This window comes from Bradyrhizobium sp. Leo114 (assembly GCF_055229415.2).
This window is the reverse complement of record NZ_JBUYEN020000010.1, coordinates 15,715-39,617: the sequence shown is the minus strand read 5'-3', so window position 1 is coordinate 39,617 and position 23,903 is coordinate 15,715. Positions and strand designations below refer to the sequence as shown.

The window sequence follows — 23,903 nt, the reverse complement described above, 5'->3', positions numbered from 1 at the left end:
ACGGCGTGGGCGCAGCTGGCTGGCAAACCCGAACCGCTCACCCGGATCATAATCCCCTCGAAGCCTGGAACCGCTTCGGGGGGTTTCTTTTTCGACGTCCTCGTCCTGTGGGTGGATTTCGTCAAGGGGATTTTCCATCCCTTTTTCCACTTTTCTGCTTGACGCTGGCGGAAATTTCCTCCTATCTTCCGCGCGTCGGGAGGAAATTAGCCATGTCCGAGGACGCCGTCTCCACCATCGAAACCGCTCCACTCGCCCCTGAGCAGGAAGCCCCGGAGATCATCCGCGAGCACCCGGACGGGGTGTATTTTGGCATGGACGCCGACGAGTACCACAACGACGCCGCCCTCGGCTCGACCGACATCCGCAACCTGTTGATCCATCCAGGCCAATACTGGTGGGAATCGTGGATGAACCCGCTGCGCGAGCGCAGCGAGACCGACTACTCGACGTGGGGCACTGCCTTCCACGTCCTGATCTGCGAGGGCCGCAAGGCGTTCGAGGAGCGCTACCACCGCGGGCCGGCGAAGGCCGACTTCCCCAACCTGATGGTGACGATGGAGCACATGAAGAAGTGGCTCCAGCTGCGCGGCTGCGCCACCACCGGCAACAAGGACGCGCTGGTCAAGCGCGTGCTGGCGGCCGATCCCGATGCACCGGTCTGGGACGAGATCGTGGCCAAGGCCGAGGTCTTGGCCGAGGGCCGCCTCGTGCTCAAGCCAGAGGTCTACGACTCAGTGTCGCTGTCCTCGATGATGATCACCAAGAACCCCTCATGCGCCAACGCCTTCACCAACGGCTATCCCGAGGTTTCGGTGTTCTGGACGCACAAGGGCGTTCGCCTCAAGGCGCGCTTCGACTATCTGCGCTTCAAGGCGGTGGTCGACCTGAAGTCATTCCGCAACTGGCGCGACAAGCCGATGGACATCGCGATCTTTCTGGCCATCGCAGGGCACCGCTATGACATTCAGGCCGCGCACTACATCGAGGGCCGCCGGCAAATCCCTCGCCTGATCGACGAAGGCAAGGTGTTCGGTCAGGTGTCGAAGTCGTGGCTCAAGCGCCTGCACGATGCCCGCGAGTTTCGCTACGTCTGGATTTTCTATCACGCCGAAAACGCGCCGATCGCCAAGCGCATCGATTACTTCCCCGAGGCCGACTACCACGAGAGTGCCGAGCGCGAAATTCGCCTCGCGCTGGAGCGCTATCGCCAGCACCTCGACGTGTTCGGCACGGACATCTGGGTCGATGTCTCCGAAGCGCACAATCTCACCTCAGAAGATCTGCCCTCTTGGATGGGAATTGGCACCGCATGAGCGCCCAGGACGATCGCTACTATGAGAACACCGACGCCGCTGCGCGGGTCGCCAATCACGCCATGGAATTCCTTCTCGGCCGGATTGCCGCCGCACAGGGACTGAACGAGGACGACATCCGGTCGATCATTTGCGGGGCAGCGGTGCGGCTCACCGCTGTGTCGGTCGCCTGCGGTTCGAGGTGCTGCAAAGAGCACGCCCTGCACAACATCGCCCAGGCAGTCGCCGGCCTCACTGAAGCGCTGTCGGTGACGATGACCAAGGACCACAAGATGACGGAGTTCGAGCTTCGCGAAGCGATGGTTTCGGGCATCGATCAGGCGCGGGGCTACACGTCATGAGCCGGCTGACCGACATCGACGTGATGGTCCACCACGTCACCCGCAACGGCGACGGATCGCTGAAAGCGCTGCTGGTCTCAACGGACGGCGACCGCGACGCCGCCGTGGTCGAGTTCAACTCCGGCGACGAGTTCGGCAAGGCCAACATCACCCTGCCCGAGCGGATGGCGATCGACAAGGAACTGATCTGATGCTCGCTCGCGTGATCGACTTCGAGACGGCGACCGGCGACGAGAAGAACGATGCCGTGCTGGAATTTGCCTACACGGACATCGACTTCAGCCGTGACGGCCATGTCTCGCCCCCGGTTGCCGGCTTCGTCGATCCCGGCATGCCGATCTCGCCGATCGCCCGCGGCGTCCATCACATCACCGACGAGGAGATCAGACTGCGCGGCTATTTCGAGTTCGACTGGCAGCGGCACCTCGTCCGCGACAACATCAACACCCCCGACGTGTTCGTGGCGCATCATGCGGAGTTCGAGCGCAGGTTCTTCGACCCCGAGGGCATTCGCTGGATCTGCACCCGCAAGGTCGCCTGCCGGCTGTGGCCCGACGCGCCCAACCACAAGAACCAGACGCTGCGCTACATGCTCGACCTCGACGGCATCATGGGCGCCTCATTCACGGAATGGGCGATGCCGCCGCATCGCGCCGGCCCCGACACGTGGGTGACGGCGCACATCTTCTTAAAGCAGGTGCAGGTCGCGCTCGACCGCGGTCACCCGATCGAGCGCGTCATGGACTTCTTCGTCAAATGGAGCGCGGAGCCGGTGCTGCTGCACGGCCCAATCCGGTTCGGCAAGCACAAGGGCAAAGAGTGGACTGCGGTCCCGCTCGATTATCTCGAATGGATCATCTTCAAGGCCGACGAGATGGACGAGGACACCAAGTTCACCGCGAAGGCCCACTATCACGAGCGCACGAAAGGAACTGTCTGATGGCTCGCAAGCAAAGCACCGCAGTCGCGGAGCGCACGATCGAGGGCGAGAACAAGGAACTTGCCATCGTCAACCCGAGCAACATTGCCTTGATGCCGCGCAACGCCACCGAGGCGCTGCAACTCGCCAAGGTGATGGCCGAGAGCGGCAACGCGGTCTCGCCCGCCTTCCGCCGCAACGTCGGTGCCTGCTACTCGGTGATCCAGAAGGCCGCGCACTGGGGCTTCCTGCCGTTCGATCTCGCCGCCGAGGCCTACATCGTCAACAACGGCATCGTCGCCTACTCCGGCAAGATCATCAACGCCGTCATCAACATGACGCCGCACGTGCTCTCGGACATCGAGGTCACCTATGACGGTGAAGGCCCCGATCTGGTCTGCACCGTCGTGGCGATGGTGAAGAGCAAGAACCCGGAGAACAAGGCCGGCATCCGCCGGGTCTACACCTCGCCGAAGTTCAAGGACATCAAGGTCAAGAACTCGCCGCTCTGGCACTCGGACCCACGCACCCAGTTTCATTACTTCACGGTGCGCGCATGGGGCCGGCTGTGGATTCCGGAGGTGCTGACCGGCGCCTACACGCCCGAGGAAATCCAGTACGGCGGCATCACCGACGCCGACAGGATCGCCGCGATCGATCACCGTCAGGGCGACGTGCTCGACGACGATCCGATCTCGGACGACGACGAGCCGTCGCCGGCCGCGCCGCTAGGTGCCCGCCTCGCCTACAAGCTGGAGGGCTGCAGCAACGAGGATGAGTGCAAGGCAATTCAGCTGACCTTCCAGGGCGAGATCGACCTGCTCAAGGACGAGGACCGCAATGACATCCGCGACCTCTACGCCGTCCACCTCAAGCGCGTGCGCGGTCAAATCCCGGTCGAGGAAGCGCTGAAGTTCTCCCGCTCATTCCGGGAGGGCTGACATGCAGGTCAAGGCCATCGTCGTCTCCGGCTCGGTTCAGGGCGAGCCCACCGAGAATTTCTACCTGATCGTCCCGGGCGACACCGACGAAAAGCGGTTCGCCATCGATATGGATTACGTCAATCGGCAGACCATCGCCTCCGTCGTCGATCGCGAATGGGCCAGCCAGATCGTCTCGGCTCTCAACATCGCCGCGCAAAAAATCAGGCCGATCCGTCAATGACAAGCTGGTCTCCGCAGCAGGAGGCGGCGCTCAAGGCCGTCTCCAGCTGGATCAAGGACAAGAAAGCCAATCAGGTGTTCAGGCTGTTCGGCTTCGCCGGAACCGGCAAGACCACCTTGGCCCGCGAGTTCCGCGAGCAGGTCAAGGGCCGCGTCAGGTTCGGCGCCTTCACCGGCAAGGCGGCGCTGGTGCTGCGCTCCAAGGGCTGCGTCGGGGCCTCGACCATCCACAGCATGATCTACAAGCTGCAGGACGAGGTCGGCGGCCAGCCGCGCTTCGTTCTCGACAAGGACAGCCCGGTCAAGGACGCCAAGCTGGTGATCATCGACGAGTGCTCGATGGTCGACGAGGAGCTTGGCCGCGATCTGCTCAGCTTCGGTACCAAGGTCTTGGTGCTCGGCGACCCGGCGCAGCTGCCACCGGTCAAGGGCGCCGGTTTCTTCACCAACCAGAAGCCCGACATGATGCTGACCGAGGTGCACCGGCAGGCCCGGGAGAACCCGATCATCCACCTGTCGATGAAGGTCCGCGGCGGCGAACGCCTCGACTATGGCTCATTCGGCGACAGCCGCATCGTCTGCCGCGAGGACATCAACGCCGACGACGTGATCGCGCACGATCAGGTGCTGGTCGGCATGAACAAGACGCGGCGCATGTACAACGAGCGCATCCGCGCCATCAAGGGCAAGGACTCAGGCCTGCCGCTGCCGGGCGACCGGCTGGTCTGCCTGCGCAACAACCGCGAGAAGGGCCTGCTCAACGGCGGCATCTGGAGCGTCGGTGATGTCTTAAAGATGCGCAGCAACGTCATCGAGATGGTGCTGCTTCCCGAGGACGCCGGTGTCACCAAGAGCGACGTCCTGGCGCAGGTGCATCCCTACTTCTTCCAGGGTCGCGAGGGCGAGCTGGCGCGCGAGGTGCGCCGGGAATCGGACGAGTTCGACTATGGCTACGCGCTGACCGTCCACAAATCGCAGGGCTCACAGTGGGGCAGCGTGATGCTGTTCGACCAGAGTTCGGTGTTTCGCGAGGACGCGCGCCGTCACCTCTACACCGGGCTGACCCGCGCCGCTGAGCGCGTAACAGTGGTGATGTGATGTGATGTGGTACGTGGTTGCCTCCCCGATTGCCTGTGTCGCGCTGTTCATGTTCGCGATCGGCTGCGGCGCCTTGAAGCGCTGCCTTCGCGTGCCGAAGGAAACCCCGCAGTTTTTCCCGGTGTTCGCCCTGACGTGGATCTTCGCCTCCATCCTCGGCGCCATCGCCCTCAAATTCGCTGGCTAAAATTAACATGGCTCGTGTCGCTCCCCCGGCGCCTCCGGGATCACTGCTGAAATCCTCCCGACAACCCAAGAGACGCCCTCGCCTCTTGGGTGAGGCTAATCAGCGTCGACCGCGCGTTCGGTCGGAGCGGCACTTGGCGTTCGTTCGCCGGCTTCCTTGCGCCTCATGCTTGAGGGAGCCGGCGGGCGAGGCCGCCCATCTTCGCGCATCCAACCCGGCCTACGGCAAGCACACAGGCATGGGCGAGAAGCCGGACGATCAATGGTCCAACCCACTCTGCTCCGACTGCCATCGCGACCCCAAGCGAGGGCAGCACGCCATGAACGAGATCGTGTTCTGGGAGCGCTTGAACATCAACCCGTTCGCGCTCGCCACGGCCCTGTGGCGACTGTCCGGGGATCACGCGGCCGCACGGCGCGCGGTGCTCGAATTTCACTATGGGAAGAGGTTGTCCTGATGGGCGAGTATCACGTCTACGGCCAAGTCATCGGCACCAAATATCTCGGCAAGTTCACCGCCGACACGCCCGAGCAGGCGGTCGAGGCCGCCATGGACAAGATGGGTGGCCCGGTCACGCTCTGTCACTACTGCACCACGCAGGTCGAGGACGCGCAGGTCGTCGACGCCACGGCGGAGCCGGCGTGATGAATTCGACGGTCCGTGCGATCATCGAGACGGTTGCGAGCGAGTTTGCGGTGCCGGTGGAGCGTATCACCGCGCCATGCCGCAGCCCGCGCGTGGTGCAAGCGCGTATTGAAGTCACACGTCGCATCAAGGCCAGCTGCAAGTATTCGTCAAACCAGATCGCCGCGATCCTTGGCCACGACCACACGACCATCCTGTTCTATCTCGGCCGATTGCAGCACAAGCGCCCGCCGCATTTGAAATGGCACCGGCCCAGGATCAAGCACCTGCACCATCGCGGCTGCAAGCACTGCTATTTCGGACCCCCGCTGCCGAAACGGCAGCCCAAGGCTAAGGCCGAGCGGCCTCGCCGGCGGCGCTACCCGATCCCCTACGCCGGCAACGATTTTCACAGATTCAAGGAACGCCAGGGCCATGGATAAGCGAGCACAAGCCTTTCCCCTGCAGTGGCCGGAGGGCTTTCCGCGGACCAAGAACCGCGAAAAGAGCCGGTTCTCGACCACGCTGGCCAAGGCGCTGGAGAACGTCGAGACCTCGCTGCGCCTGTTCGCCAAAGAGAGCGGCAAGAAGATCGAGCACGTGGTGCTGTCCTCCAACGTGACGCTCGGCGCGCAGCGTCCTGCCGACCCCGGCATCTGCTGCTGGTTCGTCTGGGAGGATACCTCGATCGCAATCCCGGTCGATCGCTACCAGACCGTGGAAGCAAACCTGCAAGCCGCCCATCACATCCTTGAAGCCAGGCGCACCGAGCTGCGCCACGGCACACTGGCGCTCGTGCGCGCCACCTTCCAGGGCTTCAAGGCCCTGCCCTCGCCCAAGGGTAAGCACTGGCGCGAAGTGCTGGGCTCGAGCCGACCTCCGATGTCAACCGCGAAATGATCGAGACAATCTTCAAGCAGCTGGCAAAGCGGCGTCATCCCGACGCCGGCGGATCGGCCGAAGCCATGGCCGACCTCAACAAGGCGCGACTGAGCGCCCTTCAGGAGATCACCGAATGACGACCTGGGTTACCGCTGACAGCCATTTCGACCACCAAAACATCATCACGCTCTGCAACCGGCCGTTCGAGTCGATCACCGCGATGAACATTCAGATGATCCAGCGCTGGACCCGGCTGATCAAGCCTGATGATGACGTCATCCACCTCGGCGACTTCGCCTTCGGTGACGGCGCGTCCATCTTCCATCAGCTGCCGGGCAACAAGCACCTCGTCATCGGCAACCACGACAATAAAGGCGCCAAAGGCCTGACGTGGCAGAGCACAACCAAATACAAGGAATTCAAGACCGGCGAGAACAACCAGCGCGTGGTCCTGTTCCACTACCCGATCGAAGATTGGAACGGCATGACCCGCGGCGCGGTGATGCTGCACGGCCACAGCCACGGCCGCTCGCGCAAGGTCACCGGCCGGCTCGATGTCGGCGTGGATTGCCACAACTTCGAGCCGATCAAGCTCTCCGACGCCATCTCGATGGCGCAGCGCGTGGTGAGCCAATGATCCCCCAGCGCATCAAGGGCTCGACTCACTATCTCGGTGCCCCCGAGGGCTGGGACCCCGACAAGGACGGCCCGTGCGTCCATCTCGCTTGCCGGCAGACCGGCAATCTCTGGGAGAGCGCATGGGAGCCGACGCCGGACGAGCTGAAGGCCCTCAACGAGGGCAGTCCGGTGATCCTGCGCGTCGTCGGCGGCCAGCCGCCCGTCATGCTCTACGTCGAGCCGCACAAAGAGGAGCAGTCATGAAGCTCAAAGCTCAAGCCGGTCCCTACTCCTCGATCGTCGGCAATGCCGTGCTGCTGGTCGACCCCACGGGCCGGGCGTTCGGCCAACTGGCGATGATCGGCATCTCGACCGAGATCACCGCAGACCAGCGCAAGTCCATCGTGGAGCAGGCCGCCAAGCTCCTGGACGGCAAGATCGAAATCAAGGACGCAAAGCCATGAAGTTCGAGATCATTGATCCGAAGGCGCGCGCCACCAAGCTCGTCGATGTCATCGATCTTCGCGTCGCTCAGCGCGTTGCCGGTCTCAATCCTGGCAGAACCGATCACGGCACGGTCTGGCTTGGTCTCAATATCGTGGTCGACGAGGACAGCCTGTTCGCACCAATCGACACGCTGGGCTATTTCGCGCTCAACAGCCGGCTCTATGCCGGACCGGCCGCGCTCTATGCCAATGATGAGGCTGGCAAGACCTGCGACCTTGTTTACGAGGCCGCGCCGGTCTGGATCGGCAGCGCCGCCGAGGCCGAGGGCATGATGCAAGCGGGCCTGCTTGAGCGCCCGCAGCTGGCGATCGATGGCGAGGTGTTCTGGCAGTGGCCGCAACCGAAGCCTGATCTGACTGAATGGGTCAATCGCGTCACGCAGGAAAGTCGCCAGCGCCCCATCGTCATCGATCGCGACACCGTCATTCGAAAGGACTAACCGTCATGGTGAACAAAGTCATTCTCCTCGGCAACGTCGGCAAAGACCCGGTGATGCACACCTCTGGCGACGGCCGCAAGATCGCGCGCTTCTCCATCGCCACCAGCGAGCGCTGGAGGGACAAGGACACCGGCGAGCGCAAAGAGAAAACCGAATGGCACAACATCGTCGTGTTCAACGAGAACCTTGCCAAGGTTGTGGAGCAGTACGTCAAGAAAGGCTCCAAGCTCTACGTCGAAGGGTCTATGGCGACCAGAAAATACGAAAAGGACGGGGTGACGCACTACAACACCGAGGTCGTGCTGTCGGCTTACCGTGGCGAGATCACGCTGCTCGACAAGAGCGAAGGCGGCGGGAGGCCGACACTCGACGAGAGCGACTACGGCACCACGCGCTCGCGCAATGACTATGGCAACGGAAGCCGTGGCAAGCCGTCGGCCCGCAACGACATGGACGATGAAATCCCGTTTTCTCCGGAGTTCCGGTGACCGCCCGTATCGAGCGAGTCGAAGATGCCGCGCCGGCCGTCTGCCATCAACTCCACCGATATCGAGCGCGTGCTGCGCGCCGCCAAACACGCCGGCGCGGCCTACGCCGAGGTGCGCGCTGATGGCAGCGTCCACGTGTTTTTCGAGCGCGCGGAAGCCCTCCCCCTCGGTGAGGAAGCGGAGGGAAATAATCCCGATTCTCACGGCGTTGAATGGACTTTTTCCGCCCCGAGCAAGGCTTTGCGCCGCGCCGGCGACCATTGATAGCGGGGGAAATTTCAGCCACCACTTGCGCATTGGCAGGGAAAATCCCCGATGCGCGATCCCAACCCCGACTGCCCCCGCCGCGCCGATGATGCGCGGATGCACCTGTACTTCGACCGCTCCGCGCCGCAGCGAAAGCTGCGCTGGTACGTCAGGCTCAGTCGCAAGGGCCGCAGGATCGGCATTGCCGAACAGTACGGTACACCCGAGTTCGATGCGGCTTTCGAGGCGGCAGTCAAAGCACTCGGAGGAACTGTACAAATGCGACGTCTGGAATTCGAGCGTCACGATGGCCAGCCGGAACGGCGCTATCTTCACGCCGATGTCTCTCACCGCGGACAGCTGCGTTACTACGTGCAGCTGCGCGACAAGCTGCCGAAGATCCGCATCAGGGGCGAATACGGCAGCGAGGCCTTCAACCGCGATGTCGAGAAAGCGATCGTCGAACAAATCTCGCTCTATGGCAACGAGACCGACTATGTGCGGGCGCAGAAGCAGCGCGCCGCTCCTCGCAAGATCATCACGACGCCGCCCGTCGAGGGCACGCTGCGCTGGTACTGGGTACTCTACAAGGCGTCCGATCACTGGCTCGGCTGCGAGCAGCTGGGCCTGCGCGGCTTCTCGGAGTCGACGCGCACGCAGCGCACCGGCCTGATCGAAAGCCTGCTGGAGGAGAACGGCGAAAAGCCGTTTTCGCTGCTGACCAGGGATGTGGTCCGCACCGAGATGAAGTTGCGCACGCCGACCCAGGCCGGCAACCTGCTCTCAGCCCTGCGCGCGATTATCCGCTGGATGATCGACGCTGGTCACCTGAAGGAGGAGGACGACCCGACCGTCGGGCTCAAATCCGGCAAGTCGCGCGCCTCCCGCGAGAGCGGCGGCTGGGTGCCGTGGACCGACGAAGACATGGCCAAATTCCGCCAGAGGTGGCCGCTCGGTACCATGGCGCGGCTGATGTTCGACATCCTGCACTACACCTTCCTGCGCGTCGGCGACGCGGCGCAGTTCGGGCCGAAGCACCTGCAGCCCATGGTGCGGCAGACGGTGGTGCAGATCGCGACCGAGAAGAGCCAGGGCCGCACCACCGTCACGGTGCCGGTGCATCCGGATTTCGCCGCCAGCCTGCGCGCCGCACGCGCCGCCGGCATCCTCGGCGAGGAGACCTTCACCGGCAAGACCGTGAAGGGCAAGACGCTGCCGATCGGCAAGAAGTCGTGGGCCAAGAAGTTCAAGACCTACGCGATCCTGGCCGGCGTCAACCAGCCCAAGAAGAACTGTCATGGGGTGCGGAAAGCGCGGGCCGAGGTCGCGGCCTATGCCGAATGCACCGAGGCCCAGATGATGGCGATGTTCGGTTGGACCGACCCGAAGATGCCGGCGCACTACATCGCCAAGGCAAGGCGGGAAAAGCTCGGCATGACGGGGATGGAGCGGATCGTGGCCTATGACCAATCCACAGGGTCGGACCTGCTGTCACTCACGAACGGACTGGGAACAGGAATGGAGAACAAAGTAGTAATCATTCCCTCAAATCGGAGTAACTTTCCGAAAAAAGCTGAATGATTTCAATGCGAATCGTGGGGGTGGTGCGCTCGGAGGGACTCGAACCCCCACGATTTTACTCACTGCCACCTCAAGGCAGCGCGTCTACCAATTCCGCCACGAGCGCTTGGGATGCCGGAGGGAACCTAAAGGGCGCGCCGCCGGATCGACGGCGCGGGATGTAACAAATCGGAAGGTGGGGGACAAGCCGATAAGTGGCCTATCAACTACCTAACATCCGGGGATTTCGGCAGCATTTGCTTGACCTCGACCGCGATCCGGTTGCGGTCGACCAGCACCACGCCGCTGGCGATCGGCAGGTTGTTGGCGAGGATCTTCACCTCGTCGGCCTCGGTGGCATCCAGTTCTATGATGGCACCGCGGGAAAGCCGCATGACCTGGTGGATGGGCATGGTAGTGGTGCCGAGCACCACCATGAGATCGACACTGACTTTATCGAGGGTAGGCACTTTTGAACCGCCAAACCGGGATTAGATTGTGGTTCCACCTGACCACGTGATGGTTAGCCAATGGTTAATGTCCGCCAAGACCTTGATTTGACGATTTTCGCGCACCCAGACGGCGGCGAAGCCGTGGAATGGCGGATTTCGGATGCCCCGGTGCCCTACCCTGACGCTGTCGCCGCGATGGAATCACGCGTCGCCGATATCGCCGCCGGGAAAGCGCCCGAACTGGTCTGGTTCCTGGAGCATCCCCCGCTCTACACCTCCGGCACCAGCGGCAAGGCCGGCGACCTCCTGGAGGCGCGCTTCCCGATATTCCAGACCGGGCGCGGCGGTCAGATCACTTATCACGGCCCGGGCCAGCGAGTGGCCTATGTGATGCTGGACCTGAAGCGGCGCCGGCCGGATGTGCGCGCCTATGTCGCCTCGCTGGAGCAATGGATCATCCGCACCCTTGCCGCCTTCAATGTCCGCGGCGAGCGCCGCGAGGACCGCGTCGGCGTTTGGGTCAAGCGGCCGGACAAGGGATCAGGATTCGAGGACAAGATCGCAGCGATCGGGGTCCGGCTGAAGCGCTGGGTCTCGTTTCACGGCATCGCGATCAACGTCGAGCCGAATCTGGCGCACTTCTCCGCGATCGTGCCCTGCGGCGTGGTCGACCCACGCTACGGCGTCACGTCACTGGTCGATCTCGGCCTGCCGGTGACGCTCACCGATGTCGACGTCGCGCTCCGGCAGGCCTTTGCCGAGGTGTTCGGCGAAACTCAAGCGCGACTGCTGGAGACGATTCAGCACGGGGCCGCGCACGACCTCACATGATCGCACCTACACCGTCGCCAGCACCGAGAAAGCCTCCCCTGCCTCGCGCAGGTTGAGCAGATCGGGGCGGCCGGCCTCGTCTTGCACGGCATCGACGCGTGCTGCGGTCGGCCCGCGCCGGCACTCGGCGATCATTCCCGACACGACCGCCTCGGGCCCGGCGAACACCGCTTCGACGCTGCCGTCCCGGCGGTTGCGCACCCAGCCATCGAGCCGCCGCAGGTGCGCCTGGTGTTCGACCCAGGCGCGGTAGCCGACGCCCTGGACGCGACCGCGGATCATGACATGACGGATCGTGTCGCTCACTTCTTCAGTCCGAGAAATTCGCTGCCGCGCGCTTTCGTCTCAGCCTCGCGCATCGCACGGCCGGTCAGTTCCGGGGATGGCAGCCCTTTCAGGCTTTTCGGCGACGCGCCCTCGCGCAGCGCCTTCAGCGTCTCATAGACCGCCTGCGTCGCCGCTGCGAACGGCGCATGGCCTTGCAGCGCAATCCGCACGCGCAGGCCCGCGAGATAATCCGGCGCAGCCATCTCCTCCGGCGCACCGCCGAGCACGATCGGCAGTGTCGTTGCCGCGGAGATCTCTTCCAGCTCCGCCTTGACCTTGATGCCGGTGAAGAACAACGCATCGACACCGGTGGCCTCATAGGCCTTAGCTCGCGCGATTGCATCGTCAAGGCCGGTGATCGACACCGCGCCGGTGCGGCCAATGATGACGAGCGATGGATCGCCGCGGCCGTCGAGCGCCGCCTTCATCTTGCCGATGCCTTCATCGAGCGGAATCAGTTGCGTCTTGGCCTCGCCAAACGCCTGCGGCAGCAAGGTGTCCTCGATGGTGAGGCCGGCGGCGCCGGCGGCCTCAAGCTCCTGCACCGTGCGGCGGACGTTCAGTGCATTGCCATAGCCGTGGTCGGCATCGACAAGCACAGGGAGAGCAGAGGCCCGTGACATCCGCCGCATCTGCTCGGCAAGCTCGGTCAACGTGATCAGTGCGATGTCGGGATCGCCGAGCACCGCGAGTGAGGCGACGGAGCCGCCGAACATGCCGACCTCGAAGCCGAGATCCTCGGCAATCCGGATCGACGTCGCATCGTAGACCGAACCTGGCCGAACGCAGCCGGTGCCCGCAAGGATCGAACGCAGTGCTTCGCGTCGCGCACGGAAGGTCATGGGAGCTCTCTCTATGTCAGCTTGGGCACGACCCTTTCGCGGAACCGGTATCCACGTTCCGGATCATGCTCTAGGCGAATTCGAGGATCAGCGCGTCGACCGCCAGCGTTGCGCCGGGAGCGGCGTGGACCTTCTTCACCGTACCGTCGCGTTCGGCGCGCAGCACGTTCTGCATCTTCATGGCCTCGACGACCGCAAGCGTCTCGCCGGCCTTGACCTCCTGCCCCTCGCTGACTGCGATCGACACCACGAGTCCCGGCATAGGGCACAACAGCTTCTTGCCGGTATCGGCGGCCGACACCACCGGCATCAGACGCGCCGACGTTGCTTCGGCTTCGGTGAAGACATAGATCGGAACCTCAAAGCCCTGATGCGCGAGGCGGAAGCCGTTGTTGATCGGGCGCACCTGCATCGCCACGAACTGGCCATCGATCGTGCCCTGCCACACCGGCTCGCCCGGCACCCAGCTCGAGACCAGATTGTGCGGATTGCCCGGCAGCCCATCGCTGCCGATGAAGCGGACCGCGATGCCGTCGGCCTCGCGCGCGACGTCGAGCGCGATCTCATCACGCTCGAGCCACACCGCGCGGCGCCGCTCCCGCTGCACCAGTCGGCCATTCATCTGGCCCGAGATCTGCCTCTTGCGCTCGCCGAGCACGTGGTCGATCGCCGCGGCCACCGCCGCCAGCCGTCGCGCGATCTCGCCCTCCGGCGGCCGCGCCGCAAATCCCTTCGGATATTCCTCCGCGATGAAGCCGGTGGAGAGCTTTCCCTCGCGCCAGCGCGGATGGTTCATCAGCGCCGACAGGAACGGAATGTTGTGGCGGATGCCATCGACATAGAACGCGTCCAGCGCGGTCGACTGCGCCTCGATCGCCGCCGCCCGCGACGGCGCGTGCGTGATCAGCTTGGCGATCATCGGATCGTAATGGATCGAGATCTCGCCGCCTTCCTGCACGCCGGTGTCATTGCGGACGGTGACGCCATCCTGGCTCTTCTCGGCCGGCGGACGATATTTCACCAGGCGCCCAATCGACGGCAGGAAGTTGCGGAACGGGTCTTCGGCATAGACGCGCGATTCCACCGCCCATCCCGTCAGCGTCACGTCCTTCTGCGTAAGGCTGAGCTGTTCGCCGGCGGCGACACGGATCATCTGCTCGACCAGATCAATGCCGGTGACGAGCTCGGTGACGGGATGCTCGACCTGCAGGCGCGTGTTCATCTCAAGGAAGTAGAAGCTCTTGTCCTGGCCGGCGACGAACTCGACCGTGCCGGCCGAGTCGTAGCTCACCGCCTTCGCCAGCGCGACCGCCTGCTCGCCCATCTTGCGGCGCGTGGTCTCGTCGAGCAGCGGGGACGGCGCCTCCTCGATGACCTTCTGGTTGCGGCGCTGGATCGAGCACTCGCGTTCGCCGAGATAGATCACATTGCCGTGCTTGTCGCCGAGCACCTGGATCTCGATGTGGCGGGGATCGACGATGAATTTTTCGACGAAGACGCGGTCGTCACCGAAAGAGGATTTCGCTTCGGCCTTGGCGAGATTGAAGCCCTCCTCGACCTCGGCCTTCGAATGCGCGATGCGCATGCCCTTGCCGCCGCCGCCGGCGGAAGCCTTGATCATCACGGGATAGCCGATCTCGTCGGCGATCCTCACCGCATGCTTGCCGTCCTCGATGACGCCGAGATGGCCGGGCACGGTGGAGACCTTTGCCTTCGCGGCCGCCTTCTTGGACTCGATCTTGTCGCCCATCGCGGCGATGGCACCAGGATTGGGGCCGATAAAGACGATGCCGGCCTCCTTCAGCGCGCGCGGAAACGCCTCGCGTTCGGACAGGAAGCCGTAGCCGGGATGGACGGCCTCGGCGCCGGTCTTGCGGCAGGCCTCGACGATCTTCTCGATCACCAGATAGCTCTCCGCCGCCGCCGGCGGGCCGATCAGCACAGCCTCATCGGCCATCTCGACATGCAGCGCATCGCGGTCAGCCTCGGAGTAGACCGCGACTGTCTCAATCCCCATACGGCGCGCAGTCTTGATGATCCGGCAGGCGATCTCGCCGCGATTGGCGATCAGGATTCGTTTGAACATGTGCTTCTTGCTTGAGCGTTTGGGCAGGATCTTCGCCCGCAATGTGGTACGGGCGGTGGGCGTCTCAATTAACGTGGTACAGGAAAACTCAGGAGAGGCAACGGTCTATATGGAGGCGGCCGGCTTGCACCCGGCGCCCGAAGCCATCAACCCGAATAGGTATTAAATCTACCACGCACATGGGCGCGAGAGACGGCCTTCATCAGCTCGCTGACCTCGTTTTCCAGATAGTCATTGGCCACGATCAGCGCGCGGACGGTGGCCCGCATATCCCCGCCGCAGGCCGCGATCGCCTCATCCACGGCAGCTTCTAAGCCGTCGATATCCTCGCTGCTGGCACTGGGAAGAGAGGACATCTGGCGGTTTCCGGGATGCGGGGCGAGCACTTATGTTCTCTTTTTGTTCTCAACAAGTCAACCATGGATCGGTCACTGTCGACCAGTTCCGGCGGCTTTTTCCCAACGCGGAATAGCTTCGCGGGAGCTTCGTGCTAGAGCATGATCCGGTGGAAACCGGTTTTCCCTCGCGACAAACGCGAAGCGTTTGCGCGGAGATCATGCTCAAAGAAGAAAGATGAGATCATGATCCGATTCCGTCCAATCGGCTCATGATCTAGAACCTTTGCCCCCGCACGCCACCCCATCGATGCAGACCATGCCATTACGCACATTGATCGCAGGGCTGATCCTGATAGCCCTTCCGGCGAGCCAAGGCTTCGCCGCCAACGCTACCGTCAGGGACGGCAGCACGCTGCAGCTCGGCAACGTGACCTATCGGCTCGATGGCATCGACGTGCCTCCGATCGACCAATTGTGCATCGACGAGCATGCCGAGAGCTGGACCTGCGGCATCGAGGCCCGCGACCAGTTGGCGAAGCTAATCGGCGATCGTCAGGTCCGCTGCGACGATCTCGGTCCCGACCCGGCCTACAAGAAACGACATCTCGGCGTGTGCAAGATCGAAGGCGACCCGACCAGCCTTAGCGAGGTGATGGTCCAGCGGGGCTTTGCCCTGAACGTCGAGGCTTCCGCCACCGGCCGCTTCAAGCCTGACGAGGCGCGCGCCAGGGAAGACCGCCAGGGCATGTGGAAAGGCTGCTTTGTTGCCCCGCAGGAGTTCCGCCGCGGCAAGCAGGACGGCGCGCTGCTGGGCGCATCATGTCCCGCCGACCGCGATCGCGCGATCCGCGACGTGCTCTTCCCTGAAGATCTTCCCATGCCGGCAAGCTGCAACATCAAGGGTAAGTTCGCCGTGCGCGCCCGCGTCACCGGCGATATCGGCATCTACCACTTGCAGGCGTGCCGCAGTTACCCTGGATTAACCAGGCCAGACCGCTGGTTCTGCTCTGAAGATGACGCACAGGCGGCGGGGTTCCGCAGGGCCTATAACTGCAGGCCCGGCACCAAGGCCAAATGATGCTGGCAAGCCCTCTTTCGTTGTGTGAGACTACGGAAAGAGGTCGCCCGCCCCGATGCCGCCAGACCCTATGAACGTCCTTCCCGAGACGGTCGCCGCTGAACGGCTGCGCCAGCATCTGGAAGAAATTGCCCGCGAACGTGACCGCGCGCATCGCGAATTGCAGGAGCGCGAGGCGGAGCTTGCCCGGATCCAGCGTATCGGCCGCGTCGGCGGTGTCGAGGTCGATTTCCGCGAGGGCTTCCGCAACCGCCGCTCGCCGGAATACCTGATCATCCATGGACTGGGGTCGGATGCGGTGAACGAAACCCACGAGGATTGGGTCGACCGCATCCACCCCGACGATCGTGACCGCGCGATCGGGCATTTCTTCGATGCCCTGGCCGGGACGAGCGGAGACTATATGGCGGAATACCGGATCCTCCGTCCGAGCGACGGTGAGGTCAGGTGGATCGCCGTCATCGGGGAAATCGAGCGCGACCGCGACGGCCGCGCACTCCGTCTGGTCGGCGCCCACATCGACATCACCGAACGCATGCTCGCCCAGGAAAAGCTGCGCGAAAGCGAGGAGCGCTTCCGCCTCATCGCCGACAGCGCGCCGGTTCCGATCTGGGTGACCAAACTCGACCGCACCCGCTCCTTCGCCAACCGGGCCTATATCGATTTCCTCGGCCTTCCCTTCGAAGAAGCCATCAAGTTCGACTGGCGCAAGCGGCTGCACCCTGACGATATGTCGCGCATCGTGCAGGAATCGATCGCGGGCGAAGCTTCGCTCAAGCCTTTCGTGCTGGAGGCGCGCTATCTGCGCGCCGACGGCGAATGGCGCTGGCTCAGGTCGGAGTCACAACCGCGCTGGGATCCGACCGGCAACCACATCGGCTTCATCGGGGTCGCCCACGACATCACCGCGGCCAAGCAGGCCGAGATCGAACTGCGCCGGCTGAACGAAACGCTCGAACTGCGTATCTCCGAGCGCACCGCGCAGCTCGAAGCCAGCGAAGCGCAAATGCGCGCGATCTTCGAGACCAGCCACCAGTATCAGGTGCTGCTCAATCAGCACGGCGACGTGCTCCATGCCAACCGGACGGCACTGGCCGGCATCCGCGCCGAGGCCCGTGATGCCATCGGCAAGCCGTTCTGGGAAACGCCCTGGTTCGTCGCGACCGACGACTTGCCCAAGCTGGTTCGCAACGCCTTCATGGCGGTCATGAAGGGCGACGACGTCAAGACCGAGATGATGCTGCGGCTTCCGGTCGGCGAGCGCTATTTCGATTTCGCGATGCGGCCGCTTCGCGACCAGCACGGCACTGTGATTGGCGCCGTGGCCGAAGCCGTCGACATCACCGAACGCCGCCAGGGCGAAGAGGTGCTACGGCAATCGCAGAAGATGGAAGCCGTCGGCCAGCTCACCGGCGGCGTGGCCCACGACTTCAACAATCTGCTGACCATCATCCGCTCCGCGACCGACTTCATGCGCCGCCGCGACCTGCCCGAAGAGCGCCGTCATCGCTACATCGACGCGATCTCCGAGACGGTGGAGCGCGCCTCCAAGCTGACCGCGCAGCTATTGGCGTTCGCCCGCCGCCAGCCGCTGAAGCCGCAGGTCTTCAATGTCGGCGCGCAGGTCGAGGGCGTGACCCAGCTTATCCGGCCGCTGGTCGGTGCGCGCATCCAGATCGACGTCGAGATCGACGACCCCGATTGCTTTGCGATCGCCGACATCGCCCAATTCGAGACCGCACTGATCAATCTCGCGGTGAACGGCCGCGACGCCATGGACGGCGAAGGCCGCCTCTCCATTGCGGTGCGGAAGGTGCGGGGCATCCCTGCCCTGCGTGCCCAGCCGGCGCGCCGCGGCGACTTTGTCGCGATCACCATGGCCGATAGCGGCAGCGGCATCGCGCCCGATCATCTGCAATCGATCTTCGAACCGTTCTTCACCACCAAGGAAGTCGGCAAGGGAACCGGGCTTGGCCTGAGCCAGGCATTTGGCTTTGCCAAGCAGTCCGACGGCGACATCGATGTCGTCAGTACGCTCGGACGAGGCGCGGCCTTCACGATCTATCTGCCGCAGGCAGCACGACCGGCCGATGCGGCGTCCGCTGCAGCCATCGCCAGCGAGCCGGCAACCACGGGCCGCGGCTACCGCGTCCTGGTCGTGGAGGACAATGACGAGGTCGGGCAGTTCTCCACCGAGCTGCTCGAAGATCTCGGATACTCGGTCAAACGCGTGGCGAATGCCAATGCAGCGCTTGCCCTGTTGTCCGAAGACGAGTTTTCCGCCGACCTCGTATTCTCCGACGTCATCATGCCCGGCATGAACGGCGTGGAGCTCGCCAGCGTGATCCGCGACCGCTATCCCGGGCTGCCGGTCGTCCTGACCAGCGGATACAGCAACGTGCTCGCCGAAAATGCGCATCGCGGATTCGAGCTGATCCAGAAACCCTATTCGGTCGAGTCGCTGTCGCGCATCTTACGGAAAGCGATCGTCGATCGGGGGTCGATCAGTTCGACCGTCTGAGCCTTAACGTCTGCGGCCTTAACCTCTGCCCTCCGTTGGAACGACATCCGCCGTCGGCGGTTCTTGCCGATAAACGGAGGATTAAGACGATGGCACCCTCATCGCGTCAACGACGCGTCACCGGCAGGGTGATGCACGAATTCAAGCATGGCGAACTGAAGAGCGGCCGTGGCGGCCGCGCCGGCAAGGTCAAGAATCGTCGGCAGGCGATCGCCATTGCGCTGCAGGAAGCGGGCGCCTCCAAATACCAGAGCGAGCGCAGCAACCGTCGTGACCTGCGCCGCACCGAACAAAAGGAAGCGCAGGGCCGTACCGCCCAGCAGGAGCGCGAGGGCAAGTCGCATGTCGGGGCTTCCGGCAAGCGGGAAAGCAGCCGCGCGATGGGCGGCCGCAATGCCCGCAAGCTCACCGCCCGCGGACGCAAGGCGGCACGCTCGCGCGCCCGCAAGCGCGACGGACATACGCGGCGAGAGCTTTACGCGAGGGCGCAGCAACGCGGAATCGAAGGCCGCTCGAAAATGACGAAGCGGCAGTTGGAGAACGCGCTCGGCGTGCGCTAAGCGCGTCTCCTTTTGCTATTGGCACTATTGGGCCGCGATATCGATGAGGGCGATGCCGAGGTCCGCCCTCTTCTTCCGCCGAAGCTTCGCCGGCGCTTCCGTCAGCACAACCTCGAGCGTCGGCCGCACCACGCCCGCGAGCAGGTGGCCGCCGCGCGTGGAGCCATCCGACAGCCCGAGCACGATGTGAACGTGCAGACTGGCCTTGCCGTCATCGCCGATCGCGACGTCGCCGATCGCGCTCAGCACCTCGCATTGCTCGTTGACCTCGATCTTCCGGTAGGATTTCGAGCCGAAATCGAACCAGCCGACGGTCGCCTTCTCGAACGCGCCGATCGCGGTCAGCGTCGCCGCCGAGATCCTGGCCTCGTTGGCGAACTTTGTCAGCGCCGCGAATGCTTCCTCGCCGGTGTCGAGGATGACGACATGGACCTGCGCGCCCGGCTCGTCGGAGATCAATTTGCTTTGCATCGGCTGGCTCGCTTCATCAGGCTGCGCTGCGCTGGGTGTGGCGGCCTTCCTTCACCTCCTCGATGATCTTGGCACTGAAGGCTTCGAGATCGCCGGGATTGCGGGACGTGATCACGCCCTGGTCGGTCACCACCTGGGAGTCTTCCCACTTGGCGCCGGCATTCATCACATCGGTCTTGATCGACTTATACGAGGTCATCCGCCGCCCCTTGGCGATGCCGGTTTCGATCAGAAGCCAGGGCGCGTGGCAGACCGCCGCGACGACCTTCTTGGCGTCGAATATCTCCTTGATGAATTTCAGCGCCTTCGGCTCGGCCCGCAGCAGGTCCGGATTGATCTGTCCGCCCGGCAGCACGATCGCGTCGTAGTCGGACGCGGAGACCTGGTCGAGCGTCTTGTCGACCTTCACCGGCCGGCCCCAATCCTTGATGTCCCAGCCCTTGATCTCGCCCGCGGCCAGCGAAATCACGTCGACGGTTGCGCCGGCCTTCTTGAGCCGGTCGCGCGGCACTTCCAGTTCCGACTGCTCGAAGCCGTGGGTTGCGAGGATTGCGATCTTCTTGCCTTTCAAGTCCATGGGAAACTCCGTCGCAGTGGATGGGAGATGCCGACCAATCGGCAATGCCGAACATCGTTCCTGCGCAACGGCGAATTGATCCCCGCTTCGCCCGGAACCGAGGCTGACGCTATTTCGGATTCGGCTGCACGAGCCCCGCTGCCGGATCCTGCAACTTGCCCTCACGCGCAAGCTTCACCGCGTTGCCGAGCGCTCGCGCGACATTCAAGGTCTGTTCCTGGAACGCTTTGTCCTCATCGAGTGCCTGATGTGAGGTCGCGTAAGGCTCCATGTAGCCGATATAGCCGTCGAGCTCACCCGTTCGGCCGACCGGGATCAGCCCCATATCCGTCAGCCAATCCGATAGCGAACGTCGCATCGTTTCCGCGCCAACGGAATCTCCGTGCACGACGAGACCAAAGTTGCGGCCGGCGAGATGCCGCGGATAAGGCCAGCCCTTCAACTCGAGCGCCTTGGCTTCATCCGCGTGTTTGCCGTGGGTGGAGGTCGGGTCGGGATTGCAGCCATCGGCACAAACCATCCGGTCGATCATGGCTTTCAGCCCCGTCGGCGCGTGATACCAATTCACCGGCGATACGATGAGGATGCCGTGCGCCGCCACCCATAGCGGATAGATATCGTTCATCCAGTCGTCGGTCTGGCCGAGCGCGTAATTCGGATAGCAACTGCAGGGCCAGTGACACAGCGCAGGCGATGTCGAGACGCAGGACTTGCAGGGATGGATTTGCTTGCCGAACTCGGACGCCAGTCGCGAGAGATCGAGGATGTCGACGGCAAGCCCCATCTCGACGAACACAGGCTCGGCGAGCTTGACCAATCGCCAGCTCTTGGACATTTCACCGGGGCAGGTATGCTCGCTGCGTGAGGAGCCGTTGATGATCAGGATGCGCGGTCTCTCCGCCGCATCGTCGTGGCGCCGCTGCGCCGCCAGGATCGCCTCGCGCGCCGCGAGCCAATCCACCGCCAGTTCGTATTCCGGATCGGCGAAGCCCGGCCCCGCTTTACGCGTCAGCGGCGACTTGCGCGAATGACTGTAGGCATCCCACGCCACGTCGATGATGGCATCGATCTCGCGCTGCAGCGGCCTGAAGGCCGGATCGACGAAGCGGCTGCGGTAGCGTTGCGCAAACTCCTCGCGCCGCAATTTGACTGATGGCATCCCCTTGCGGACGTCCGGCGCCGTCATGTCGCACCCCGCCGTAGATGAACGTTAGATGACATGTCGCGTTAACAACACGACATCGGCGACGGTTCCGGCGCGGCGAGAAAGGAGTGCGGCCAGGATGTCCGAGAAGCTGGACCGCATGGTCAAGACGGCGCTTGACGAAACTCGTCTGCTTGTCCTCGGCATCCAGGTCCTGCTCGGATTTCAATTCCAGGCCTTCTTCCAGACCGGCTTTCCATCGCTCTCCTCCGCGTCGAAAATGCTCTGCGCCGTTGGGCTTGCGCTGCTGACGCTTTCGCTGGGGCTCCTGATCATCCCCTCGATGGAACACCGGATGGTCGAGGGAGGTTCATCGTCGAAGCGCCTCGTCCACGCGACGTCTTTGTACGCGACCGCCGGCCTGGTTCCCTTCTCCTTGAGCCTTGGCGTTGCCGCCTATGTCGTGATCGAACGACATTTCGGCTGGTTCGCCGGTACCACCAGCGGACTCGCGCTGATACTCGCATCAAGCTTTGCGTGGTTCGGATTGGAGCTGTTTCACCGGGAGAGAACACCAATGCCCGATTCAGGAGGAACAACCCCGCTCGCGACAAAAGTCGAGCAACTGCTGACCGAAGCGCGGGTCATCATCCCCGGCGCACAGGCCCTGTTCGGCTTTCAATTCATCGCCATGCTTACCGCTGGATTTGATGAGATGCCGCAGACGGCAAAGATCGTGCATGCCGTCGCGCTCGGCCTCGTCGCCGTGAACGTCATCCTCCTGATGACGCCAGCCGCCCTGCACCGGCTCTCCTATGGCGGCGCAGATTCTCCGAGATTTCTGCGCACAGCCTCCGCGCTGGTGACAGCGGCGCCGCTGTTTCTGGCCGCGGGCATAGCCGCAGAGAGCTACGTCGTGCTCCGCAAATTCACCAATAGCGAACTCGCCGCCACTTACGCGGCGGCGAGTTTTCTCGTCCTGATCGGATTCTGGTACGCTCTGCCGCTGATCGTGCGATGGACGCGCCACCAGCGCAAGGCGTGACGCCGCGGCGTCACTTGCGATTCTTGTCCAGCGCCTCCGCCATCTCGAGATGGTGCCGCAGCGTCGGCAGCGTCTTGCCGGCCCAATCCTTCAGCTTCGGATTGTCGCCGCTCTTGGCGTAGCGTTCGAACAGCGACACCGCATCCTTGTGCGCGCTCACCTGCATCGGGTTATATTGGCTTGCAAAGTTCTCCGGTTTGGTGTCGCGCAGCTTGTCGAGCTTGCTTTGCGAGGATGAATCCAAGCCCGATGGAATCGGCACGCCCTCGCCGCTCGTGACCAGCCCCTTCAGCTCGCTGCTGGTCTTGGTGTGATCGGCGATCATCTGGGACGCGAATTTCTTCTCTTCCGCATTGCCCTTCTGCTCGGCGATCTTGCCTGCCTCGATCTCCAGCATATCGCTGGTCGCCGCTTCCTTGACGAAATCGGCCGTCGAGGGAGCGACGCCCAGTACCGAATTGACGCCGGTCTTCTCGCCGACCGATTGCGCGGCTGCCGAGGTGGAAATAAGAGCGACGGCAACCGCCGTCACCACGATCGATCTTTTCATGGTGCTTGCCTCTCCTCGGGATCGTGAGCGGCAAACTCGTGGCCGAAATTTTCGTTCCTATGCGCGGGTGCGCCCGCGAAACCATCACGGCCGTCAAAGGTTTGTACTCTCGAAGGGAGAATCCGATGGCGCTTTTCCGGGTGCAGCCAACCCGTGCTGATAAGGCAATCGCCGACACCGTATCGGAATACACAACGCCGACAGCCGAGCGGGTCGCCGAGGTCCTGACCTGGGGCGCGGATGAGCACGTGCTCAGCGCGCTTGCGTTGGGCTGGTGGCTTTATTCTCGCGACAAGGACGCGAAGCAGCGCCGCAACAGCAACCACATCCTCCTGACCACGATCGTCGCGACTATCCTGCCCCACGTGCTGAAAACGGTATTCGACCAGGAGCGCCCCGATCGACGGACAGCCCGAGGTCACCTTCATGGCGTGCCGTTCTCCGGCAAGCCCGAGGACGCCTTTCCGTCCGGCCATGCGATTCACGTCGGTGCGATCGCCTCAGCCGCAACCGTGCTTCCGCCGGCAAAGCGCAACGTGGTATGGGCGATCGGTGGAGGCCTGGTGCTGACACGCGTCGTCCTGCTTGCGCATTGGCTGAGCGATGTCGTTGCCGGCCTTGCGATCGGCGCGCTGACCGAACGGCTGTTGCGTCCCATCACAGGCTACGGCATGGATCGGCGCAAACCCTGAA

Annotated in this window: 35 protein-coding genes and 1 tRNA gene; 26 read left to right on the top strand and 10 right to left on the bottom strand. The window is 63.6% G+C overall.

The window, feature by feature from the left end; genetic code table 11:
- Window positions 1–158 precede the first annotated feature (158 nt).
- The 20 genes from ACZIRK_RS14055 (at window position 159) to ACZIRK_RS13960 (ending at window position 10,409) form a co-directional block, all read left to right on the top strand.
- The gene (locus tag ACZIRK_RS14055) at window positions 159–1,316 is read left to right on the top strand and encodes a PD-(D/E)XK nuclease-like domain-containing protein (protein WP_463327486.1); all 1,158 of its coding nucleotides are present in this window, start codon (window positions 159–161) and stop codon (window positions 1,314–1,316) included.
- Window positions 1,313–1,657, top strand: coding sequence for a hypothetical protein (locus ACZIRK_RS14050; RefSeq protein WP_463327485.1), 345 nt, complete (start codon window positions 1,313–1,315; stop codon window positions 1,655–1,657). Before ACZIRK_RS14055 ends, ACZIRK_RS14050 begins: the two co-directional genes overlap by 4 nt.
- The gene (locus ACZIRK_RS14045; protein ID WP_463327484.1) at window positions 1,654–1,848 is read left to right on the top strand and encodes a hypothetical protein; all 195 of its coding nucleotides are present in this window, start codon (window positions 1,654–1,656) and stop codon (window positions 1,846–1,848) included. Before ACZIRK_RS14050 ends, ACZIRK_RS14045 begins: the two co-directional genes overlap by 4 nt.
- Entirely contained in the window at window positions 1,848–2,597 is a 750-nt protein-coding gene (locus ACZIRK_RS14040; RefSeq protein ID WP_463327483.1) for an exonuclease domain-containing protein, read from the top strand. Before ACZIRK_RS14045 ends, ACZIRK_RS14040 begins: the two co-directional genes overlap by 1 nt.
- Entirely contained in the window at window positions 2,597–3,517 is a 921-nt protein-coding gene (locus ACZIRK_RS14035) for a recombinase RecT (RefSeq protein WP_463327482.1), read from the top strand. The genes ACZIRK_RS14040 and ACZIRK_RS14035 overlap by 1 nt, the downstream gene beginning before the upstream one ends.
- 1 nt (window position 3,518) lies before the next feature.
- A complete protein-coding gene (locus tag ACZIRK_RS14030) occupies window positions 3,519–3,740 on the top strand; it encodes a hypothetical protein (RefSeq protein ID WP_463327481.1) in 222 nt (73 codons plus the stop codon).
- Entirely contained in the window at window positions 3,737–4,837 is a 1,101-nt protein-coding gene (locus tag ACZIRK_RS14025) for an ATP-dependent DNA helicase (protein ID WP_463327480.1), read from the top strand. Before ACZIRK_RS14030 ends, ACZIRK_RS14025 begins: the two co-directional genes overlap by 4 nt.
- Window positions 4,838–4,841: 4 nt before the next feature.
- Window positions 4,842–5,024, top strand: coding sequence for a hypothetical protein (locus ACZIRK_RS14020; protein ID WP_463327479.1), 183 nt, complete (start codon window positions 4,842–4,844; stop codon window positions 5,022–5,024).
- Window positions 5,025–5,343: 319 nt separating this feature from the next.
- Window positions 5,344–5,481 carry a hypothetical protein gene (locus ACZIRK_RS14015; protein WP_463327478.1) on the top strand — a complete coding sequence of 46 codons (138 nt, stop codon included), beginning with the start codon at window positions 5,344–5,346 and terminating at the stop codon, window positions 5,479–5,481.
- Window positions 5,481–5,669: a hypothetical protein gene (locus ACZIRK_RS14010; RefSeq protein WP_463327477.1), complete on the top strand. Its 189-nt coding sequence runs from the start codon at window positions 5,481–5,483 to the stop codon at window positions 5,667–5,669. The genes ACZIRK_RS14015 and ACZIRK_RS14010 overlap by 1 nt, the downstream gene beginning before the upstream one ends.
- Window positions 5,669–6,091: a helix-turn-helix domain-containing protein gene (locus ACZIRK_RS14005; protein WP_463327476.1), complete on the top strand. Its 423-nt coding sequence runs from the start codon at window positions 5,669–5,671 to the stop codon at window positions 6,089–6,091. The genes ACZIRK_RS14010 and ACZIRK_RS14005 overlap by 1 nt, the downstream gene beginning before the upstream one ends.
- Window positions 6,084–6,548 carry a J domain-containing protein gene (locus ACZIRK_RS14000; protein WP_463327475.1) on the top strand — a complete coding sequence of 155 codons (465 nt, stop codon included), beginning with the start codon at window positions 6,084–6,086 and terminating at the stop codon, window positions 6,546–6,548. Before ACZIRK_RS14005 ends, ACZIRK_RS14000 begins: the two co-directional genes overlap by 8 nt.
- Window positions 6,545–6,667, top strand: coding sequence for a hypothetical protein (locus ACZIRK_RS13995; RefSeq protein ID WP_463327474.1), 123 nt, complete (start codon window positions 6,545–6,547; stop codon window positions 6,665–6,667). Before ACZIRK_RS14000 ends, ACZIRK_RS13995 begins: the two co-directional genes overlap by 4 nt.
- Window positions 6,664–7,167, top strand: coding sequence for a metallophosphoesterase family protein (locus tag ACZIRK_RS13990; RefSeq protein WP_463327473.1), 504 nt, complete (start codon window positions 6,664–6,666; stop codon window positions 7,165–7,167). The genes ACZIRK_RS13995 and ACZIRK_RS13990 overlap by 4 nt, the downstream gene beginning before the upstream one ends.
- On the top strand, window positions 7,164–7,412 hold the full coding sequence (locus ACZIRK_RS13985; RefSeq protein WP_463327472.1) for a hypothetical protein: 249 nt from the start codon (window positions 7,164–7,166) through the stop codon (window positions 7,410–7,412). The genes ACZIRK_RS13990 and ACZIRK_RS13985 overlap by 4 nt, the downstream gene beginning before the upstream one ends.
- On the top strand, window positions 7,409–7,612 hold the full coding sequence (locus ACZIRK_RS13980) for a hypothetical protein (protein WP_463327471.1): 204 nt from the start codon (window positions 7,409–7,411) through the stop codon (window positions 7,610–7,612). Before ACZIRK_RS13985 ends, ACZIRK_RS13980 begins: the two co-directional genes overlap by 4 nt.
- Window positions 7,609–8,094, top strand: a complete 486-nt coding sequence (locus ACZIRK_RS13975) for a hypothetical protein (RefSeq protein WP_463327470.1) — start codon at window positions 7,609–7,611, stop codon at window positions 8,092–8,094. Before ACZIRK_RS13980 ends, ACZIRK_RS13975 begins: the two co-directional genes overlap by 4 nt.
- 5 nt (window positions 8,095–8,099) lie before the next feature.
- Entirely contained in the window at window positions 8,100–8,582 is a 483-nt protein-coding gene (gene ssb, locus ACZIRK_RS13970; protein ID WP_463327469.1) for a single-stranded DNA-binding protein, read from the top strand.
- Window positions 8,583–8,606: 24 nt separating this feature from the next.
- On the top strand, window positions 8,607–8,846 hold the full coding sequence (locus ACZIRK_RS13965; RefSeq protein ID WP_463327468.1) for a hypothetical protein: 240 nt from the start codon (window positions 8,607–8,609) through the stop codon (window positions 8,844–8,846).
- Window positions 8,847–8,897: 51 nt separating this feature from the next.
- A complete protein-coding gene (locus ACZIRK_RS13960) occupies window positions 8,898–10,409 on the top strand; it encodes a hypothetical protein (RefSeq protein ID WP_463327467.1) in 1,512 nt (503 codons plus the stop codon).
- Between the two features lie 21 nt (window positions 10,410–10,430).
- Here ACZIRK_RS13960 and ACZIRK_RS13955 read toward each other — a convergent pair.
- Together ACZIRK_RS13955 and ACZIRK_RS13950 are read right to left on the bottom strand one after the other, a co-directional pair.
- Window positions 10,431–10,515, bottom strand: a tRNA-Leu gene (locus ACZIRK_RS13955).
- A gap of 100 nt (window positions 10,516–10,615) precedes the next feature.
- The gene (locus ACZIRK_RS13950; protein ID WP_028164002.1) at window positions 10,616–10,858 is read right to left on the bottom strand and encodes a FliM/FliN family flagellar motor switch protein; all 243 of its coding nucleotides are present in this window, start codon (window positions 10,856–10,858) and stop codon (window positions 10,616–10,618) included.
- A gap of 60 nt (window positions 10,859–10,918) precedes the next feature.
- Here ACZIRK_RS13950 and lipB point away from each other — a divergent pair, with 60 nt between their 5' ends.
- Window positions 10,919–11,671 (top strand): lipoyl(octanoyl) transferase LipB, encoded by a 753-nt coding sequence (lipB, locus tag ACZIRK_RS13945; RefSeq protein ID WP_130226944.1) that lies wholly within the window; start codon window positions 10,919–10,921, stop codon window positions 11,669–11,671.
- Between the two features lie 6 nt (window positions 11,672–11,677).
- On the opposite strand, the gene ACZIRK_RS13940 is transcribed toward lipB, so the two are convergent.
- The 4 genes from ACZIRK_RS13940 to ACZIRK_RS13925 all read right to left on the bottom strand — a co-directional run bounded on the left by ACZIRK_RS13940 (window position 11,678) and on the right by ACZIRK_RS13925 (window position 15,282).
- Window positions 11,678–11,977: an acylphosphatase gene (locus ACZIRK_RS13940; RefSeq protein WP_130226943.1), complete on the bottom strand. Its 300-nt coding sequence runs from the start codon at window positions 11,975–11,977 to the stop codon at window positions 11,678–11,680.
- Complete coding sequence (locus ACZIRK_RS13935) at window positions 11,974–12,840, bottom strand: isocitrate lyase/PEP mutase family protein (RefSeq protein ID WP_130226942.1); 867 nt, start codon at window positions 12,838–12,840, stop codon at window positions 11,974–11,976. The genes ACZIRK_RS13940 and ACZIRK_RS13935 overlap by 4 nt, the downstream gene beginning before the upstream one ends.
- Before the next feature lie 70 nt (window positions 12,841–12,910).
- A complete protein-coding gene (locus ACZIRK_RS13930; protein ID WP_463327466.1) occupies window positions 12,911–14,926 on the bottom strand; it encodes an acetyl-CoA carboxylase biotin carboxylase subunit in 2,016 nt (671 codons plus the stop codon).
- Between the two features lie 146 nt (window positions 14,927–15,072).
- Entirely contained in the window at window positions 15,073–15,282 is a 210-nt protein-coding gene (locus tag ACZIRK_RS13925; RefSeq protein WP_028164007.1) for a hypothetical protein, read from the bottom strand.
- A 298-nt stretch (window positions 15,283–15,580) separates the two neighbouring features.
- Here ACZIRK_RS13925 and ACZIRK_RS13920 point away from each other — a divergent pair, with 298 nt between their 5' ends.
- The 3 genes from ACZIRK_RS13920 to ACZIRK_RS13910 all read left to right on the top strand — a co-directional run bounded on the left by ACZIRK_RS13920 (window position 15,581) and on the right by ACZIRK_RS13910 (window position 19,423).
- Window positions 15,581–16,342 carry a thermonuclease family protein gene (locus tag ACZIRK_RS13920; protein ID WP_028164008.1) on the top strand — a complete coding sequence of 254 codons (762 nt, stop codon included), beginning with the start codon at window positions 15,581–15,583 and terminating at the stop codon, window positions 16,340–16,342.
- 70 nt (window positions 16,343–16,412) lie between these two features.
- Window positions 16,413–18,863 carry a PAS domain-containing hybrid sensor histidine kinase/response regulator gene (locus tag ACZIRK_RS13915; protein ID WP_245474963.1) on the top strand — a complete coding sequence of 817 codons (2,451 nt, stop codon included), beginning with the start codon at window positions 16,413–16,415 and terminating at the stop codon, window positions 18,861–18,863.
- 89 nt (window positions 18,864–18,952) lie between these two features.
- Window positions 18,953–19,423, top strand: coding sequence for a DUF6496 domain-containing protein (locus ACZIRK_RS13910; RefSeq protein ID WP_130228745.1), 471 nt, complete (start codon window positions 18,953–18,955; stop codon window positions 19,421–19,423).
- 24 nt (window positions 19,424–19,447) lie between these two features.
- Here the strand turns inward: ACZIRK_RS13910 and ACZIRK_RS13905 are convergent, their stop codons facing one another.
- The 3 genes from ACZIRK_RS13905 to ACZIRK_RS13895 all read right to left on the bottom strand — a co-directional run bounded on the left by ACZIRK_RS13905 (window position 19,448) and on the right by ACZIRK_RS13895 (window position 21,657).
- Window positions 19,448–19,894: a PPC domain-containing DNA-binding protein gene (locus ACZIRK_RS13905; protein ID WP_028164011.1), complete on the bottom strand. Its 447-nt coding sequence runs from the start codon at window positions 19,892–19,894 to the stop codon at window positions 19,448–19,450.
- A gap of 16 nt (window positions 19,895–19,910) precedes the next feature.
- Complete coding sequence (locus tag ACZIRK_RS13900) at window positions 19,911–20,471, bottom strand: type 1 glutamine amidotransferase domain-containing protein (protein WP_028164012.1); 561 nt, start codon at window positions 20,469–20,471, stop codon at window positions 19,911–19,913.
- A gap of 109 nt (window positions 20,472–20,580) precedes the next feature.
- On the bottom strand, window positions 20,581–21,657 hold the full coding sequence (locus tag ACZIRK_RS13895; RefSeq protein WP_130228746.1) for a flavodoxin family protein: 1,077 nt from the start codon (window positions 21,655–21,657) through the stop codon (window positions 20,581–20,583).
- A gap of 97 nt (window positions 21,658–21,754) precedes the next feature.
- Here ACZIRK_RS13895 and ACZIRK_RS13890 point away from each other — a divergent pair, with 97 nt between their 5' ends.
- Window positions 21,755–22,660: a DUF6328 family protein gene (locus ACZIRK_RS13890; RefSeq protein WP_130228747.1), complete on the top strand. Its 906-nt coding sequence runs from the start codon at window positions 21,755–21,757 to the stop codon at window positions 22,658–22,660.
- A 10-nt stretch (window positions 22,661–22,670) separates the two neighbouring features.
- Here the strand turns inward: ACZIRK_RS13890 and ACZIRK_RS13885 are convergent, their stop codons facing one another.
- Window positions 22,671–23,210: a DUF4142 domain-containing protein gene (locus ACZIRK_RS13885; RefSeq protein ID WP_130228748.1), complete on the bottom strand. Its 540-nt coding sequence runs from the start codon at window positions 23,208–23,210 to the stop codon at window positions 22,671–22,673.
- Between the two features lie 125 nt (window positions 23,211–23,335).
- On the opposite strand from ACZIRK_RS13885, the gene ACZIRK_RS13880 reads away from it, so the two are divergent.
- Window positions 23,336–23,902, top strand: a complete 567-nt coding sequence (locus ACZIRK_RS13880) for a phosphatase PAP2 family protein (RefSeq protein ID WP_130228749.1) — start codon at window positions 23,336–23,338, stop codon at window positions 23,900–23,902.
- Window position 23,903 lies beyond the last annotated feature (1 nt).

Bases quoted from the DNA above. Each gene is read 5' to 3' on its own strand.
- ACZIRK_RS14005 (WP_463327476.1), top strand. From the start codon at position 5,669: ATGAATTCGACGGTCCGTGCGATCATCGAGACGGTTGCGAGCGAGTTT.
- ACZIRK_RS14040 (WP_463327483.1), top strand. From the start codon at position 1,848: ATGCTCGCTCGCGTGATCGACTTCGAGACGGCGACCGGCGACGAGAAG.
- ACZIRK_RS13910 (WP_130228745.1), top strand. From the start codon at position 18,953: ATGGCACCCTCATCGCGTCAACGACGCGTCACCGGCAGGGTGATGCAC.
- lipB (WP_130226944.1), top strand. From the start codon at position 10,919: ATGGTTAATGTCCGCCAAGACCTTGATTTGACGATTTTCGCGCACCCA.
- ACZIRK_RS13980 (WP_463327471.1), top strand. From the start codon at position 7,409: ATGAAGCTCAAAGCTCAAGCCGGTCCCTACTCCTCGATCGTCGGCAAT.
- ACZIRK_RS14045 (WP_463327484.1), top strand. From the start codon at position 1,654: ATGAGCCGGCTGACCGACATCGACGTGATGGTCCACCACGTCACCCGC.
- ACZIRK_RS14020 (WP_463327479.1), top strand. From the start codon at position 4,842: ATGTGGTACGTGGTTGCCTCCCCGATTGCCTGTGTCGCGCTGTTCATG.
- ACZIRK_RS14030 (WP_463327481.1), top strand. From the start codon at position 3,519: ATGCAGGTCAAGGCCATCGTCGTCTCCGGCTCGGTTCAGGGCGAGCCC.
- ACZIRK_RS13990 (WP_463327473.1), top strand. From the start codon at position 6,664: ATGACGACCTGGGTTACCGCTGACAGCCATTTCGACCACCAAAACATC.
- ACZIRK_RS14010 (WP_463327477.1), top strand. From the start codon at position 5,481: ATGGGCGAGTATCACGTCTACGGCCAAGTCATCGGCACCAAATATCTC.
- ACZIRK_RS13925 (WP_028164007.1), bottom strand. From the start codon at position 15,282: ATGTCCTCTCTTCCCAGTGCCAGCAGCGAGGATATCGACGGCTTAGAA.
- ACZIRK_RS13985 (WP_463327472.1), top strand. From the start codon at position 7,164: ATGATCCCCCAGCGCATCAAGGGCTCGACTCACTATCTCGGTGCCCCC.
- ACZIRK_RS14050 (WP_463327485.1), top strand. From the start codon at position 1,313: ATGAGCGCCCAGGACGATCGCTACTATGAGAACACCGACGCCGCTGCG.
- ACZIRK_RS13975 (WP_463327470.1), top strand. From the start codon at position 7,609: ATGAAGTTCGAGATCATTGATCCGAAGGCGCGCGCCACCAAGCTCGTC.
- ACZIRK_RS14015 (WP_463327478.1), top strand. From the start codon at position 5,344: ATGAACGAGATCGTGTTCTGGGAGCGCTTGAACATCAACCCGTTCGCG.
- ACZIRK_RS13960 (WP_463327467.1), top strand. From the start codon at position 8,898: ATGCGCGATCCCAACCCCGACTGCCCCCGCCGCGCCGATGATGCGCGG.
- ACZIRK_RS13890 (WP_130228747.1), top strand. From the start codon at position 21,755: ATGTCCGAGAAGCTGGACCGCATGGTCAAGACGGCGCTTGACGAAACT.
- ACZIRK_RS13965 (WP_463327468.1), top strand. From the start codon at position 8,607: ATGCCGCGCCGGCCGTCTGCCATCAACTCCACCGATATCGAGCGCGTG.
- ACZIRK_RS13900 (WP_028164012.1), bottom strand. From the start codon at position 20,471: ATGGACTTGAAAGGCAAGAAGATCGCAATCCTCGCAACCCACGGCTTC.
- ACZIRK_RS13930 (WP_463327466.1), bottom strand. From the start codon at position 14,926: ATGTTCAAACGAATCCTGATCGCCAATCGCGGCGAGATCGCCTGCCGG.
- ssb (WP_463327469.1), top strand. From the start codon at position 8,100: ATGGTGAACAAAGTCATTCTCCTCGGCAACGTCGGCAAAGACCCGGTG.
- ACZIRK_RS13895 (WP_130228746.1), bottom strand. From the start codon at position 21,657: ATGACGGCGCCGGACGTCCGCAAGGGGATGCCATCAGTCAAATTGCGG.
- ACZIRK_RS14025 (WP_463327480.1), top strand. From the start codon at position 3,737: ATGACAAGCTGGTCTCCGCAGCAGGAGGCGGCGCTCAAGGCCGTCTCC.
- ACZIRK_RS13885 (WP_130228748.1), bottom strand. From the start codon at position 23,210: ATGAAAAGATCGATCGTGGTGACGGCGGTTGCCGTCGCTCTTATTTCC.
- ACZIRK_RS13995 (WP_463327474.1), top strand. From the start codon at position 6,545: ATGATCGAGACAATCTTCAAGCAGCTGGCAAAGCGGCGTCATCCCGAC.
- ACZIRK_RS13935 (WP_130226942.1), bottom strand. From the start codon at position 12,840: ATGACCTTCCGTGCGCGACGCGAAGCACTGCGTTCGATCCTTGCGGGC.
- ACZIRK_RS13905 (WP_028164011.1), bottom strand. From the start codon at position 19,894: ATGCAAAGCAAATTGATCTCCGACGAGCCGGGCGCGCAGGTCCATGTC.
- ACZIRK_RS14000 (WP_463327475.1), top strand. From the start codon at position 6,084: ATGGATAAGCGAGCACAAGCCTTTCCCCTGCAGTGGCCGGAGGGCTTT.
- ACZIRK_RS14035 (WP_463327482.1), top strand. From the start codon at position 2,597: ATGGCTCGCAAGCAAAGCACCGCAGTCGCGGAGCGCACGATCGAGGGC.
- ACZIRK_RS13920 (WP_028164008.1), top strand. From the start codon at position 15,581: ATGCCATTACGCACATTGATCGCAGGGCTGATCCTGATAGCCCTTCCG.
- ACZIRK_RS13880 (WP_130228749.1), top strand. From the start codon at position 23,336: ATGGCGCTTTTCCGGGTGCAGCCAACCCGTGCTGATAAGGCAATCGCC.
- ACZIRK_RS13915 (WP_245474963.1), top strand. From the start codon at position 16,413: ATGAACGTCCTTCCCGAGACGGTCGCCGCTGAACGGCTGCGCCAGCAT.